12 protein-coding genes are annotated in these 15,079 nt (G+C 40.7%); 7 read left to right on the top strand and 5 right to left on the bottom strand.

All coding sequences use genetic code 11. The features are described 5' to 3' along the window. The first annotated feature begins 12 nt into the window (after positions 1-12). The 4 genes from QM870_RS04375 to QM870_RS04360 are packed head-to-tail and all read left to right on the top strand — an operon-like array spanning position 13 to position 4,575. The gene (locus QM870_RS04375; RefSeq protein WP_013903868.1) at positions 13-1,323 is read left to right on the top strand and encodes an HD domain-containing protein; all 1,311 of its coding nucleotides are present in this window, start codon (positions 13-15) and stop codon (positions 1,321-1,323) included. After that, positions 1,313-2,119 (top strand): sugar-phosphatase, encoded by an 807-nt coding sequence (gene yidA / locus QM870_RS04370; protein ID WP_223345272.1) that lies wholly within the window; start codon positions 1,313-1,315, stop codon positions 2,117-2,119. The genes QM870_RS04375 and yidA overlap by 11 nt, the downstream gene beginning before the upstream one ends. Before the next feature lie 3 nt (positions 2,120-2,122). Then, entirely contained in the window at positions 2,123-3,334 is a 1,212-nt protein-coding gene (locus QM870_RS04365; RefSeq protein ID WP_414368758.1) for an aminoacyltransferase, read from the top strand. Positions 3,335-3,339: 5 nt separating this feature from the next. Further along, the gene (locus tag QM870_RS04360; RefSeq protein WP_414368756.1) at positions 3,340-4,575 is read left to right on the top strand and encodes an aminoacyltransferase; all 1,236 of its coding nucleotides are present in this window, start codon (positions 3,340-3,342) and stop codon (positions 4,573-4,575) included. A gap of 75 nt (positions 4,576-4,650) precedes the next feature. On the opposite strand, the gene tpiA is transcribed toward QM870_RS04360, so the two are convergent. From tpiA to ftsW, 4 genes are all read right to left on the bottom strand, one after another. Beyond that, complete coding sequence (gene tpiA / locus QM870_RS04355; RefSeq protein WP_031574020.1) at positions 4,651-5,409, bottom strand: triose-phosphate isomerase; 759 nt, start codon at positions 5,407-5,409, stop codon at positions 4,651-4,653. Between the two features lie 164 nt (positions 5,410-5,573). Then, positions 5,574-6,770: an elongation factor Tu gene (gene tuf, locus QM870_RS04350; protein ID WP_031574016.1), complete on the bottom strand. Its 1,197-nt coding sequence runs from the start codon at positions 6,768-6,770 to the stop codon at positions 5,574-5,576. A gap of 277 nt (positions 6,771-7,047) precedes the next feature. Beyond that, positions 7,048-9,873, bottom strand: coding sequence for a phosphoenolpyruvate carboxylase (gene ppc / locus QM870_RS04345; protein WP_414368753.1), 2,826 nt, complete (start codon positions 9,871-9,873; stop codon positions 7,048-7,050). 38 nt (positions 9,874-9,911) lie between these two features. Further along, positions 9,912-11,153: a cell division peptidoglycan polymerase FtsW gene (gene ftsW / locus QM870_RS04340; protein ID WP_049523474.1), complete on the bottom strand. Its 1,242-nt coding sequence runs from the start codon at positions 11,151-11,153 to the stop codon at positions 9,912-9,914. A gap of 249 nt (positions 11,154-11,402) precedes the next feature. Between ftsW and QM870_RS04335 the strand changes: the two genes are divergently transcribed. The 3 genes from QM870_RS04335 to QM870_RS04325 all read left to right on the top strand — a co-directional run bounded on the left by QM870_RS04335 (position 11,403) and on the right by QM870_RS04325 (position 13,538). Beyond that, positions 11,403-12,278, top strand: a complete 876-nt coding sequence (locus QM870_RS04335) for a GH25 family lysozyme (RefSeq protein ID WP_125826484.1) — start codon at positions 11,403-11,405, stop codon at positions 12,276-12,278. A 140-nt stretch (positions 12,279-12,418) separates the two neighbouring features. Further along, complete coding sequence (locus QM870_RS04330; protein ID WP_031574003.1) at positions 12,419-12,892, top strand: aminoacyl-tRNA deacylase; 474 nt, start codon at positions 12,419-12,421, stop codon at positions 12,890-12,892. A 22-nt stretch (positions 12,893-12,914) separates the two neighbouring features. Beyond that, positions 12,915-13,538, top strand: coding sequence for a histidine phosphatase family protein (locus QM870_RS04325; RefSeq protein WP_118396691.1), 624 nt, complete (start codon positions 12,915-12,917; stop codon positions 13,536-13,538). Positions 13,539-13,574: 36 nt separating this feature from the next. Here the strand turns inward: QM870_RS04325 and lysS are convergent, their stop codons facing one another. After that, positions 13,575-15,065 carry a lysine--tRNA ligase gene (gene lysS / locus QM870_RS04320; protein WP_070665415.1) on the bottom strand — a complete coding sequence of 497 codons (1,491 nt, stop codon included), beginning with the start codon at positions 15,063-15,065 and terminating at the stop codon, positions 13,575-13,577. Positions 15,066-15,079: the final 14 nt, after the last annotated feature.

The raw sequence follows: 15,079 nt of genomic DNA, 5'->3' as shown, positions 1-15,079 counted from the left end.
TATAATAGACCCATGAATGAAAAAGTCTTTCGCGATCCCGTTCATGATTACGTTCATGTGGATCATCCCATCATTTATCAATTAATTAATAGTAAAGAATTTCAACGACTACGCCGCATCAAACAACTGGGGACATCTGGTTTTACCTTCCACGGTGGGGAGCATAGTCGTTTTTCTCACTGTCTTGGCGCCTATGAAATTTCAAGACGGATTCTGTCTATTTTCGAGGAAAAGTATGCAGAGCAATGGAATTCTGATGAAAACTTACTGACCATGACAGCCGCTCTTCTTCATGACATTGGACATGGTGCCTATTCCCATACCTTTGAAGGACTCTTTGGGACCGATCATGAAAAAATGACCCAGCTGATCATCACCAGTCCAGAGACGGAGGTCAATCAGATCCTCTTGCAAGTGGCTCCTGATTTCCCAAATCGTGTAGCCAGCGTCATTGATCATACCTATCCCAATAAACAAGTGGTGCAATTGATTTCTAGTCAAATCGATGTGGACCGGATGGATTATTTACTGCGGGATGCCTACTTTACGGGTGCTTCCTATGGAAAATTTGACTTGACCCGTATTTTGCGCGTCATTCGACCGATTGAAAATGGCATTGCCTTCCAACAAAATGGCATGCACGCTGTCGAGGATTACGTGGTCAGCCGTTACCAAATGTATATGCAGGTCTACTTCCACCCGGCTACTCGGGCCATGGAAGTCCTCCTTCAAAATCTTCTCAAACGCGCTAGAACCATTTATCCAGATCAGAAAGAGTATTTTCAACTGACTTCACCTCGCTTGATTCCATTTTTTGAAGAAGAGGTCACCATTCAAGACTACCTAAATCTAGATGACGGTGTGATGAATACCTATTTCCAAGTCTGGATGGATAGTCCGGATACCATCTTGTCTGATCTTGCTCAGCGCTATATTAATCGGAAAGTCTTCAAATCGATTCTATTTACAGAAGATAAGCGAAAAGACTTAGCAATCCTTGAAAAACTGATCAAAGAGGTTGGGTTTAATCCAACCTACTACACAGCTATTCATCAAAATTTTGACCTGCCCTACGATATTTATCGACCAGAGCTTGAAAAACCGCGGACCCAGATCGAGATGATCCGAAAAGATGGGAGTCTCGCTGAATTGTCTCAGTTGTCTCCACTCGTCGCTGCTTTAGCAGGAACTCGCTATGGGGACAACCGCTTCTATTTCCCAAAAGAAATGCTGGAGGTTAATGGACTTTTCAGTAAGCAAGTAGAGGAATTCACTTCCTATATCACCAATGATTATTTTACAGGAGAGACGGATGTCCATTAAATTAGTGGCGATCGATATCGACGGTACACTTCTCAATTCAAAAAAAGAGATCACACCTTCCGTATTTGAAGCCATTCAAGACGCTAAAGCCGCAGGCGTTAAAATCGTGATCACAACCGGTCGTCCTATCGCAGGGGTCTCAAAACTTTTAAAAGAACTCCATTTGATGGATCCTGGAGACTATGTTATTACCTTTAATGGTGGTCTGGTTCAAGAAACCGCTACTGGAAAAGAACTCATCAAGGACCTTTTAGATTATGAGGACTATCTCGATATCGAGTCTCTTGCTAACAAACTCCAAATCCACTCTCATGCAATTACTAAAGACGGCATCTATACCAGCAATCGCGATATCGGACGCTACACCATTCATGAATCTCAACTGGTTAATATGCCCCTTTATTACCGGACGCCTGAAGAAGTTCGTGAGAAAGAATTTGTCAAGGCCATGTATATCGATGAACCAGACATTCTGGATGCTGCGATTGCAAAAATCCCAAAAGAATTTCAGGACCGCTTCACGATGGTCAAATCAGCCCCTTTTTATTTAGAAATTCTAGGAAAAACGACCAATAAGGGAGCTGCCCTTCTTCATCTAGCTGAACGACTTGGAATCCAGCAAGATGAAACCATGGCTATCGGAGATGAAGAAAATGACCGTTCCATGCTAGAAGTCGTGGGACATGCTGTCGTTATGGAAAATGGCAATCCAGCTCTTAAAAAAATTGCTACAACTATTACCAAATCAAATGATGAATCTGGCGTTGCATACGCCATTAGAAAGTGGGTATTATAAGAAATGTACCATTACCAGCTAGGAATTTCTGCTACTGAGCATGATGACTTTGTTATTCAGAGTGACCAAACCAATCTCTTACAAAGTAGCTCATGGGCAAAAATTAAAGATAATTGGGGAAATGTACGGGTTGGTTTTTATCAAGAAGACCAATTAGTCGCTGTTGCAAGCATCTTGATTCAACCCCTGCCACTTGGCTTTTCCATGCTCTACATTCCTCGAGGCCCCATCATGGATTACCAAAACAAAGAGCTGGTTTCATATGTAATCCAGTCCCTTAAAAAGATAGCCAAACAATACAAGGCCTTATTTGTGAAGTTTGATCCAAGTCTTTTCTTGAGTAAACAATTGATTGGACAAGAAAATACGGAAAACACTGATGTACAAGCGGTCATCGACACCTTAACTAAAGAAGGGATTGAATGGACTGGCCGAACCAGTGATATGGCAGAAAATATCCAACCACGCTTTCAAGCGAATATCCACAAAGAGTTTTTCACCGAGCAAGATCTTTCAAAATCTACTCGACAAGCCATCCGAACCGCTCGAAACAAAGGAATCCAAGTGCAATTTGGCGGGACTGAATTGTTAGAGGACTTTGCTTCTCTCATGAAAAAGACTGAGGCACGTAAAAGCATTCATTTACGGGGAAAAGACTACTACGAAAAACTACTCACAACCTACCAAGGACAATCCTACATTACTTTATCTACTTTAGATCTCGAGAAACGGAAAAGCTCCCTTACAAAAGATCTTGAAAAAAACAAGGCAGAGGCTGAAAAATTCACAGAAAAAACAAAGCCTGGCAAGGTTGAGAATAACCAAAAAGAAAAAGAGCGTATAGAAGAAGAATTGCAATTTCTTGAGCAGCATCTCCAAGCAGGTAGACAGGTTGTTCCTTTATCTGGGACCTTAACCCTTGAATTCGGTGGGACGTCTGAAAATGTTTATGCAGGGATGGATGAAGAATTCCGCCGCTACCAACCTGCTATCCTCACCTGGTATGAAACTGCCCAACACGCTTTTGATCGTGGTGCTTCTTGGCAAAATATGGGGGGCATTGAAAATTCACTCGATGGTGGTCTCTATCATTTCAAATCAAAATTTAATCCTGTCATTGAAGAATTTGTTGGGGAATTCAACCTCCCAACCAGTCCACTTTATCCACTTGTAAACAAAGTCTACAAGATCCGGAAAAAATTAAGGAGTAAATAAGTTACATGACTCTTACGACAATTTCAAAAGAAGAATTTACCTCATTTGCAAATACTGTCTCCCATCGCTCTTTTATCCAGTCTGCTGAAATGGCAGATCTGCTTGAAAAGCGAGGAAATACCGTCCAATTTATCGCTTGGAAGCAAGAAGATCAAGTCCAAGTGGCAGCAATCTTGTACAGTCTTCCTATGACAGGTGGTCTCCATATGGAAATCAATTCTGGCCCCCTTTACCAAAAGGAAGCTATGCTAGAACCTTTCTATGCAGCTTTAAAAGACTATGCGAAAGAAAATGGGGCTATTGAACTCGTTATTAAGCCCTATGATACCTATCAAACCTTTGACAGTGACGGGAATCCAACCAGTGAAGAGCAAACTCATTTTATGGATACCCTAAAAAAATTGGGCTATCAGCATGATGGTTTAACAACAGGTTATCCAGGAGGAGAAGGTGATTGGCATTATGTGAAAGATATGGAGGGCATCACCGAAAAAAATCTTCTCAAGAGCTTCAGTAAAAAAGGAAAGCCACTTGTCAAGAAAGCTAAATCTTTCGGTATTAAACTGAAACGATTAAACCGAGATGAACTGCAACTCTTTAAGGATATTACTTCCTCAACCAGTGACCGTCGCGACTATCAGGATAAGACCTTGGATTATTACCAAACTTTCTATGACAGTTTTGGCGACAATGCAGATTTCATGATCGCAACACTGAACTTCCACCATTACTACACGAATCTTGAAAAAGACCAAGGAAAACTAGCACAGAAGATTGAGAAATTACAGAAAGATCTTGAAGTCAACCCACATTCAGAGAAAAAACAAAATCAACTTCGTGAATTCTCTAGCCAGTTTGATACCTTTGAGGTGAGAAAGAAGGACGCGAAAGAATATATTGAAAAATATGGAGATCAAGACGTCATTCTTGCAGGTAGTCTCTTTGTCTATATGCCACAAGAATCCACCTATTTATTCAGTGGCTCTTATACAGAATTTAATAAGTTCTATGCTCCTGCTGTTCTCCAGGAATATATGATGCTTGAAACCATCAAACGTGGTATCCCAAGATATAACTTCCTTGGTATTCAAGGAATCTTTGACGGGTCAGACGGTGTTCTTCGTTTCAAACAAAACTTCAACGGCTACATCGTCCGTAAGATGGGGACCTTCCGTTATTACCCAAATCCTCTGAGATACAAAATGATTTCTCTCATTAAGAAACTATTAGGACGTTCCTAACTCAAAAGACCAGCTTTGTAGCTGGTCTTTTCTACTATAAAAAAGACGAGAAATCTCTCGCCTTTTTATATATCATTATTTAACAAAGTCAAGCAATGCCAAGAAGCTTTCTGGATCAAGTGATGCACCACCCACAAGAGCTCCATCAACGTCTGGACAAGCCATGTATTCAGCAACGTTTTCAGGTTTCACTGAACCACCGTATTGAACACGTACTTTGTCAGCCACTTCTTGACCAAAGTCAGCAGCTACAACGTCACGAACAACTTTACACATTTTTTGTGCGTCGTCTTGTGAAGCTGATTTACCAGTACCGATCGCCCAGATTGGTTCGTATGCGATAACTGTTGAAGAGACTTGCTCTGCAGTCAATCCTGCAAGAGCAGCTGAAACTTGAGCCCCTACGAATTCTGCTGCTTTACCAGCTTCGTAAGTTTCAAGAGACTCACCACAACAGATGATTGGAAGCATACCGTTCGCAAAGATTGCTTTTGCTTTTTTGTTGATGTCTTCATCAGTTTCGTGGAAGTAGTCACGACGTTCTGAGTGACCGATAACAACGTAGTCAGTACCGATTTCTTTCAAAACTTGTGGGCTAGTTTCACCAGTGAAGGCACCAGCATTTTCAAAGTAAGTGTTTTGTGCAGCAACTTTAAGGTTTGAACCTTTAGCAGCAGCAAGTACAGCTGTCAAGTCAACTGCAGGAGCTGCGATGCCAGCTTCAACAAGATCAGCTGAAGGAAGTTTTGATGCTACAGCTTCAACGAATGCTTTTGCTTCTTCTGGATTTTTGTTCATTTTCCAGTTACCAGCGATAAATGGTTTACGTGACATTTCACATACCTCTTTTTTCTAATTTTATACTATCTATTTTACCATAAATTTCGTCATAATGAAAGGTTGCACAAGCTCATTTTACTTTTTACCAAAATAAAAACCCCGTCTTCACGGGGTTTTCTGTCTGTCTATATAATTGTTAATCTGGGAACTAGATCGAATTAAGCTTCGATTTCAGTAACCATACCTGAACCAACAGTACGTCCACCTTCACGGATTGAGAATGTAGTACCTTGTTCAACGGCGATTGGGTGGATCAACTCAACGTCGATAGTCACGTTATCACCAGGCATTACCATTTCAGTTCCTGCTGGAAGTTCGATAGATCCAGTCACGTCAGTTGTACGGAAGTAGAACTGTGGACGGTAGTTGTTGAAGAATGGAGTATGACGTCCACCTTCTTCTTTAGTAAGGATGTAAACTTCACCTTTGAATTTAGTGTGTGGGTTGATTGAACCTGGTTTAGCGATAACTTGTCCACGTTCGATTTCATCACGTTGGATACCACGAAGAAGCACACCAACGTTATCCCCTGCAAGACCTTCGTCAAGTTGTTTACGGAACATTTCAACACCAGTAACAACTGCTTTTTGGATTTTTTCTTTGATACCAACGATTTCGATTTCGTCGTTGACACGAACAACACCACGGTCGATACGACCTGAAGCAACTGTACCACGTCCAGTGATTGAGAATACGTCTTCGACTGGAAGAAGCAATGGTTTGTCGGTATCGCGTTCTGGTTCTGGGATGTACTCATCAACAGTATCCATCAATTCCATGATGATGTCTTCATATTTAGAGTCACCTTCAAGAGCTTTAAGAGCTGAACCTTGGATAACTGGAAGGTCATCACCTGGGAAATCGTATTCTGAAAGAAGGTCACGGATTTCCATTTCAACCAATTCAAGCAATTCTTCATCGTCAACCAAGTCAACTTTGTTCATGAAGACGATCAAGTGTTTAACACCAACCTGACGTGAAAGAAGGATGTGTTCACGTGTTTGTGGCATTGGTCCATCAGTTGAAGCTACTACAAGGATAGCTCCGTCCATTTGAGCGGCACCAGTGATCATGTTTTTAACATAGTCCGCGTGTCCTGGAGCGTCGATGTGAGCGTAGTGACGTTTAGCAGTTTCGTACTCAACGTGTGCAGTGTTGATAGTGATACCGCGTTCGCGTTCTTCTGGAGCAGCATCGATAGACGCATAGTCTTTTGGTTGGTTAACTGATGAAGGCAAGCGACGTGCCAAAACAGTTGTGATTGCTGCAGTTAGGGTAGTTTTACCGTGGTCAACGTGTCCGATTGTACCGATGTTAACGTGCGGTTTACTACGATCGTATTTTTCTTTTGCCATTTGAGTAAAAGCCTCCAATAAAATATATTTTATAGATAGACAGTAGGCAATACAGTCTAACTTTCCTTACTATTCTATCGAATTTTAGATAAAATTGCAAGCCTTTTACCTATATTTTCTTAATTATTCCCCTTCTTTCCTTTTGTTTTGTCCTCTTGCTGAAAGATCCTGATCAAGCTTTGAAAATCCTCATTTGAAATCTTTAATTTAAACTCGTTAAACATCTTCTATCACTTCGTTTCAGAGCAGAAAAAATCGGAACAATGTTCCGATTTTTTTAACCTGAATTTCGTAATCCTGTAGCCACTCCATTGATGGTGATATGGATTAGCTTGTCTTGATCGGCTGATAGTTGTCCAGTCCGTTGACGTCGAATCAATTCTAACTGAATATAGTTCAAGACGTTAAAGTACGGCATCCGATAATCCAAACTTTCTTTCAGATAAGGGTTTTCCGCGAGCAATTCGTCATGCTCCTCAATCATCAGGATGATATCCTTGGTCAATTGCCATTCATGTAAGATAATCTGATAGATATTGCGGACTTCTTCTTCCTCACACAATTGCGCATACTCAAAGGCAATATCCATATTAGCTTTGGATAAGACCATGTCCACATTTGACAAGAGAGATTGGAAGAAAGGCCAGTTTTTATACATATATCGAAGAGTTTCAATATTCTCAGGATCCTCATCGATAAATTCCTTAAAGCTAGAACCTACTCCATACCAACCAGGGAACATCACCCGACTTTGTGACCAAGAGAATACCCAAGGAATAGCACGTAAACCACCAATTTCTGTAATAGTCTTACGAGCAGCTGGACGTGAACCAATATTAAAGCTTGAAATTGCTTTGATCGGACTTGATTCAAAGAAGTAGTCATAGAAGTGCTCATTTCCAAAGACCAAATCACGATAGATATCGTAACTGCGATTCACGACTTTATCCATGACTTCCCCGAAACGATCAAACATAGAGAATGGACTCTTTTGTTCGGCGATCATTCGGTTAATGGTTGCAGAGACGAGCATTTCAAGGTTGTAGTAGGCAGCATCTTTATTTCCATATTTATTGCCGATCACTTCCCCTTGCTCAGTTAAGCGGATACGGTCATTAATGGATTTCAACGGTTGAGACGTGATGGCTTCATAAGTAGGACCTCCACCACGGCCAACAGTACCACCACGACCATGGAAGAAGGTAATCTTCACTCCAAACTCATCTCCGATAGCGGTCAATTGTTGTTGGGCTTTAAAGAGGGTCCAACAAGAAGACAAGTATCCACCATCTTTGTTGGAATCAGAGTATCCTAACATAATCTCTTGATAGTTGTTCTTAGAAGCAATCCAACGTTTGGCAATCGGAAGAGACAAGTAACTTCTCATGGTTTCTTCTGAGTGATCCAAGTCTTCGATCGTTTCAAACAACGGTACGATTTGAACGCGAGCTTTTTCCGTATCGACTAAGCCCACTTCTTTCAACATCACAGCCAATTCCAACATATCTGACACACTTGTTGCATGAGAAATGATGTTTTGACGAATGACTTCTTCTCCTAAACGATCCTTCAATTCACGGGCCGTTTGGAAAATCGCTAATTCTTTTTCAAGCAGTTCAGATTTTTCAGCATGGGTTGCTGATAAAATACGTGGGTCTTCTAAAAGTTCTTTCAAGAGAACTTGACACTTTTCATCCTCTGATAAATCAGAATAATGGTCATTAATTCCAGCTGATTTCAGCAATTCTGCCACACAGGCTTCATGCACACTCGAATCCTGACGCATATCAATAGAGGCCAGATAGAATCCAAAAACATCGATGGCTTCTAGAAGTTCTGCAAATTCACCAGAAATCAAATACTCTGATTTGTTTTCTAACAAGGAATCTTTGATCTTTTCAAGGTCTTCTTTAAATTCTTGAGCAGAGGCATAAGCTGGTGCTTCTTTCTCAGAAATTTTCTTTAGAGCTCCAGAGATACGATTGCCGATATAATCAGAAACTGGCCCTTGTTGATGAGCATTTGCTCCTAATAACCTCTCGACAGCATAACGATCTTCTCTAGTTTCCCCAACCATAGTCCATTCTTTTAAATTGACCAAAGTCTGGATCAATTTTGACTGGATATAGTGGAAAGCCCGACGGTAAGGTTCTTTTTCACGAAAGACGGATGTATCACTGGATAGGGCGGCCATTTCAGCTACTGCTTCACTTGTTTTAGAAAGACTCGTTGAAAGGGAGAAATGACGGTATAATTTTGAAATCTTTTCGATGTAATAGTTCAAAATGACTTCACTTTGAATAGTTGCTGAACGCTTCAAGGTCTCAGCTGTTACAAACGGATTCCCGTCCCGGTCTCCCCCAATCCACATGCCCATTGTGATCGGACGTGGTTGTTCAAGCTCCAATCCATGCTCTTTTGCCAAGCGTTTGTATTCCAACATAAGATTTGGAACAGCTTGTAAGAAAGAGCTATTGTAATATTCCATGACGTTGGTGATCTCATTGGTAACCTTCAATTTTTTGTCACGAATCATATCCGTTTGCATCATGATTTCGATATTACAACGAAGGTTGTTATACCACTTATTCTCATTCATTAAACCAGCTTTAACATCCCGGTGCTGACGAAGAAGAGCGTGAATATGATTGGTTAAATCCAGCATGGTTTTTCGTTGCACTTGAGTTGGATGGGCTGTTAAAACAGGTACAATATTGAGATTTTCAAGAATTTCTTGTGCATCTTCATTTTTTGCAACTTCTTTAATGGTTGAAGAAAGTTTTCCGAGGTATTCACCATCCACGTTATTCAAATGATTGATTTCATAGGCCAAATCGACATCTTCTGAGATGTTAATCAAGAGTGGTAAAATAGCAAAATAACGTGAAATCACTGTCATTTCTTCATTTGTCAATTGTTCCACTAGTTGATTCAACTCACGATAGTTCTGTGTTTTTGATAGATCCTTCAACTGCCTAATTTTATCAAAGGTTTCCGGACGAACCAAATTTTTCGTAATATTATCTAATAAATTGGTTAAGATTTCGGCTTCTTCTTTGATAATATCTTTATTTGTGAAATTCTCTAATTTTTGTAAGACCATTTTTTCTCCTTTTTGAATAGCCATTCAACAATTCCCTTTTAATAATAAGGTTTGATTTTACCTTTTTCTTCAAAAACCATGCCTTCTTGTTCCATCTTGGCCCGTTTTTCACTAGCGTCGATATTCAAAACGAAAGCAATCGCTACGGATAAGACCCATAAGCTATTTCCCCCTTGGGATAAGAAGGGGAAGGTCACTCCTGTAGACGGAATCAAACCAGAAATTCCTCCGATGTTAATGAAGGTTTGCACTAAGATCATCCCACCGATCCCAATGGCCATCATCGAATTAAAAGGATTCTTTGCTCGAATACCGACTAAAATGATCCGAAGAATTAAGAAGAATAAGAGAGCAAGGATCAAACTAGCTCCAACAAAACCTAATTCTTCAATCACAATCGCAAACACAAAGTCTGTGTGCGCTTCTGGTAAGTAACCTTGTTTTTCAATGGAATTTCCTAGCCCCAAGCCAAACCAACCACCGTTACTCATGGCATAGTAGGAATTAGCTAATTGGTGACCTGCGCCAGACAAATCATTAAAGGGGTTAAAGAAGGCACTAAAGCGTTTGGCTACATAACCAAAGACTGGAATTTTAGCGACACGGTCCACACCGATAATCCAAATTGAACCAAGGACAATGGACGATACTCCAACAACTAAACCAAGTAAAGAGGTAAACCAACGGTAGCCCACTCCACTAGCCGTAATCATGATCAAGACCGTTAAGGCCAAGATCGTCGCATTTCCCAAGTCCGGCATAATCACAACGATTCCAATCAGAATCAAGGTCAGCCAACGCCAATCGTTTAAATTCCTTGGAATCCATTCATTGTGGGTCAAGGCTTGATAATCATAATCGCGTATCTCGTCTTGTCGTTTAGAAAAGATCAAGGCTAGATACCAGACTAAGATCACCTTGAGGTATTCTGCCGGCTGGATACTGAAGCCTCCGGGAATTGTCAACCAACCGTGAGCTCCATTGACGGTATCTGTGATAAACCTAGACAGAATCAACAAAATCACTTCAATAAAAATGACAAAAGCCAGCACTTTTTTATTTCGAAGGAAGTTTAGGCTAAATTTATAAATCAAGGCGATGGTTAGGAGACTTAGGATAAAAAAGAGCCCCTGTGTCCGGACCATCCGAATCGAACTCACTCCACTTTGAATTGCCAAGGCACTTGTTGTCGAATAGACAACAATCAAGCCAATGATGGATAAAATCAAATAGGGAATGAGGATGGAATAATTTAAAAGATGTCTTTTTTCAATTTTCATAATTCACCATATTCCTAATATTCAACCTTCATTATATCATTTTTAAGAAGCAAAACCAAGGAAAGGCCAGAAAAGATTCGGCTTCTTCCCCATTTTCAAGAAATATTCTAATCATTCTTCTTATTTTCATATATTTTTATCCTTTTTCGATGAAAAGATTCCTTTTTTTTTGAAAATAATGGCTGAAATCAGCATCTTTTAAGCATTAAGTTTTGCCTTTTCGTTTTTTTTACGGTAAAATGTTTCTGTATGAGAAAAAGGATAAAACCCGTTGTTCTCTTGGTCTTTTTTATCGGTATCATTTCTTTTCTCGTTCTCTCACGAACGATTGCCGATCTACAAGCCAGAGAGCGACAAGAAACAACCAAAACCATTCCGAACTCCAATACACCTCGAAAAACAACTACTGCAAGCTCTTCTTCTAAAAAAGAAGAAGACATCAATCCAGAACTGGTTGGCCGCCCGATCATTGATATCTCAGGCTGGCAATTGCCCAGTGAAATTGATTACGATGTCCTCTCCCAAAATGTGGGAGGTGTGATCGTTCGTGTCCATAGTGGGGCTCAAGCTAAAAAGGAAAATGCAGCAACCTACTTAAATGGTCTGGATAAATCTTTTAAAACCCATATCCAAGAATTCCAAAAACGAAATATCCCTGTCGCAGTTTATGCTTATGTCGCGGCTAAGGATAAAAAAGAAATGGAAAAAGAAGCAGAGGAATTTTACAAGGCTGCTTCTCCTTACAAGCCGACCTACTATTGGTTAGACGTTGAGGAAAAAACTATGAAGGATATGAACGCAGGTGTTGAAGCTTTCCGAACAAAACTACAAGCTTTGGGTGCAAAAAATATTGGACTCTATATCGGAACCTACTTCATGGAAGAACATAGTATCTCCACTGATAAATTTACGGCTCTTTGGATTCCTACTTATGGATTTGATGATGGCTACTATAATGCCGCGCCAGATACCAACACGGAATACGACTTGCATCAATATACCTCTCAAGGGCAATTAAATGGATTCTCACACTACTTGGATCTCAACCAAATTGCTCCGACGCAAGACCAAGAAGCGATTTATCGGAAACTTTTCAAGGTACAAAAAGATAACTCTTCCTCATAACCTTAAAACAGCAGATCAAGTGATCTTCACTTTTTCTGCTGTTTTCTATTTTTCAGGAGAAGGCAATATTGCCGCTATTATATGTTATAATGGTCTAATGAAATCTGATTTTGTAGAGAAAAAGAGAAAAGGAGAAAGCCATGGCAAAAAAAAATAAAGTGAAAAAAACCTTGGTCGAGCAGATCTTAACAAAAGCAAAAATTGAGCACGTAGGCTTACAAATCAACGCTTTAGAAGGGATCTTACCAGAAGGGATTGATCGCTCTACTATTTTCAAAACCCTAGCTCTCAAAGGTGATAAAACGGGTCCAGTGATTGGGATCATTCCTATCACGGAGCATCTTTCAGAGAAAAAATTGGCCAAATTATCAGGAAATAAGAAAGTGGCAATGATTCCTCAAAAGGATCTCGAAAAAACAACAGGTTATATTCATGGTGCCAATAATCCCGTGGGCATTCGTCAAAAGCATCCTTTCCCAATCTTTTTCGATGAATCAGCCCTTCAGTTAGAGACCATGATCGTATCTGCCGGGGAAATCGGCCATAGTATTCAAATCAAACCACAACTTCTAGCAGACTTCGTTAAAGCGACTTTTGCAGATATTATAGAATAACGACAGAGAAGGAGACAAGATTGTGAAACTATATTTTATACGACACGGACGTACTGAGTGGAATGAGGAGGGACGTTTTCAGGGATCAAATGGCGATTCTCCGCTGTTACCGGCCTCTATTCATCAGCTTGAAAAATTAGGAAAGCACCTAGCTAGTGTTCCTTTTGATGCAGCCTTTGCAAGTGATCTGCCACGAACAGTCCATACCGCACAGATCATCCTCGATCAATTGGAGACACCTCTAGAATTGCAAGCAACGCCTGCTCTTCGTGAGTGGAATTTAGGAAAACTGGAAGGTGCTAAAATTTCTACCATTTCCGCTATCTATCCCCAACAAATGGATGCCTTTCGCCATAACCTAGCCCGCTTTCAAAATGAAATCTTTGATGCAGAATCTGTCTATGAAACGACCAAACGTACCTGTGATTTTGTAAAAAGCCTGAAAGGAAAAGAGCTCGATACTGTTCTCATCGTTGGACATGGGGCTAATTTGACAGCTTCTATTCGAACCTTGCTTGGTTATGACACAGGAGAACTCCGCAAAAATGGCGGACTAGATAATGCCAGCGTGACGATTCTGTCAACAGATGATTTTGAGCACTATCACTTAGACACTTGGAACGACACCTCTTATATGGAAGACTAAAAAACACTGATCTTGCGATCAGTGTTTTCTTTTAGCTTATTTCATAGTTGGGAAGAGTAGGACGTCGCGAATTGTTGTTACATTGGTCAACAACATAACGAGACGGTCAATACCAATTCCAAGTCCACCTGTTGGTGGCATACCATATTCAAGGGCTTCAACATAGTCATAGTCGATGCCTGTAGCCTCGTCATCTCCCAATTCTTTGGCACGCGCTTGCGCTTCAAACCGTTGCAATTGATCGATTGGATCATTCAATTCCGTGAAGGCATTGGCATACTCTTTGGTCATGATAAAGAGTTCGAAACGGTCGGTGAAGCGTGGATCTTCTGGATTTTTCTTAGCCAATGGAGATACTGCTACTGGGTGACCGTAAACAAAAGTTGGTTGTGTCAAGGTTTCTTCAACGAATTCTTCGAAGAAGGCATTGATAATTTGTCCCACTTCTGTGTAGTGTTTTTCAACTGGTACATGTTTTTCGTTTGCCAGTGCTACAGCTTCTTCAAAGGTCATGTCTTTCCAGAAGTCAACACCTGTGATTTCTTTAATCGCATCAACCATGTGAACCCGTTTGAATGGTTCGTTGATTTTGATTTCTGTTCCTTGGTAGTCAATTGGACCATCACCATGGACCGCTTTCGCAGCATGTTGGATAATGCCTTCAGTTAAGTCCATGATATCGTGGAAGTCAGCGTAAGCTTGATACACTTCGATCGAAGTGAATTCAGGGTTGTGAGTGGCATCCATACCTTCGTTACGGAAGATCCGTCCGATTTCGTAAACGCGTTCCATCCCACCAACAATCAAACGTTTCAAGTGAAGCTCAGTCGCGATACGAAGCACCATGTCAATGTTTTGTGCATTGTGGTGAGTGATAAATGGTTTAGCAGCCGCACCACCAGCTTCATTGTGAAGCACTGGTGTTTCCACTTCAAGGAAGCCTTGACCATCTAAATAACGACGGATTTCAGAGATGATTTTTGAACGGGTTACAAAGCGTTCGAAGCTTTCACGGTTTGAAATCAAATCCAAATAACGTTTGCGATAGATGGTTTCAACATCTGAAAGTCCGTGGAATTTTTCAGGCAAGGGACGAAGGGCTTTTGACAAGTGAGTGATATGAGTTGCTTTAATCGAAAGTTCACCCATATCTGTGCGCATGATTTCCCCTTCAACACCAAGGAAATCACCAAGGTCTGCTTTTTTGAAGATCTCGTAGTTTTCTTCTCCAACTGCATCCTTACGAACGTAGATCTGAATTTGACCTTCACGGTCTTGAAGATGGGCAAAGCCAACCTTTCCTTTTCCACGTTTTGTTACAAGACGACCGGCAATAATAGCTGTTTCGTTCAAGTCGTGGAGTTGTTCTTTATCTAATTCTGAATATTTTTCTTTTAATTGACCTGAATTTGCAGTACGTTCGAATCGTTTCCCAAATGGATCGATTCCTTGTTCACGAAGGGCCGCCATTTTCTCACGACGGACAATCTGCTGGTCATTCAATTCTTCCATATGTTCAGTAGTCATTTGGAACCTCCTAA

It is taken from the genome of Streptococcus parasanguinis (assembly GCF_047463195.1).
Classification (GTDB): Bacteria; Bacillota; Bacilli; order Lactobacillales; family Streptococcaceae; genus Streptococcus; species Streptococcus parasanguinis_R.
The sequence above is the reverse complement of the archived record's forward strand: the minus strand, read 5'-3'. Positions and strand labels throughout refer to the sequence as shown.

Excerpts from the sequence above, each read along its gene's own strand:
- QM870_RS04375 (WP_013903868.1), top strand. The coding sequence starts at position 13 with ATGAATGAAAAAGTCTTTCGCGATCCCGTTCATGATTACGTTCATGTG.
- yidA (WP_223345272.1), top strand. The coding sequence starts at position 1,313 with ATGTCCATTAAATTAGTGGCGATCGATATCGACGGTACACTTCTCAAT.
- QM870_RS04365 (WP_414368758.1), top strand. The coding sequence starts at position 2,123 with ATGTACCATTACCAGCTAGGAATTTCTGCTACTGAGCATGATGACTTT.
- QM870_RS04360 (WP_414368756.1), top strand. The coding sequence starts at position 3,340 with ATGACTCTTACGACAATTTCAAAAGAAGAATTTACCTCATTTGCAAAT.
- tpiA (WP_031574020.1), bottom strand. The coding sequence starts at position 5,409 with ATGTCACGTAAACCATTTATCGCTGGTAACTGGAAAATGAACAAAAAT.
- tuf (WP_031574016.1), bottom strand. The coding sequence starts at position 6,770 with ATGGCAAAAGAAAAATACGATCGTAGTAAACCGCACGTTAACATCGGT.
- ppc (WP_414368753.1), bottom strand. The coding sequence starts at position 9,873 with ATGGTCTTACAAAAATTAGAGAATTTCACAAATAAAGATATTATCAAA.
- ftsW (WP_049523474.1), bottom strand. The coding sequence starts at position 11,153 with ATGAAAATTGAAAAAAGACATCTTTTAAATTATTCCATCCTCATTCCC.
- QM870_RS04335 (WP_125826484.1), top strand. The coding sequence starts at position 11,403 with ATGAGAAAAAGGATAAAACCCGTTGTTCTCTTGGTCTTTTTTATCGGT.
- QM870_RS04330 (WP_031574003.1), top strand. The coding sequence starts at position 12,419 with ATGGCAAAAAAAAATAAAGTGAAAAAAACCTTGGTCGAGCAGATCTTA.
- lysS (WP_070665415.1), bottom strand. The coding sequence starts at position 15,065 with ATGACTACTGAACATATGGAAGAATTGAATGACCAGCAGATTGTCCGT.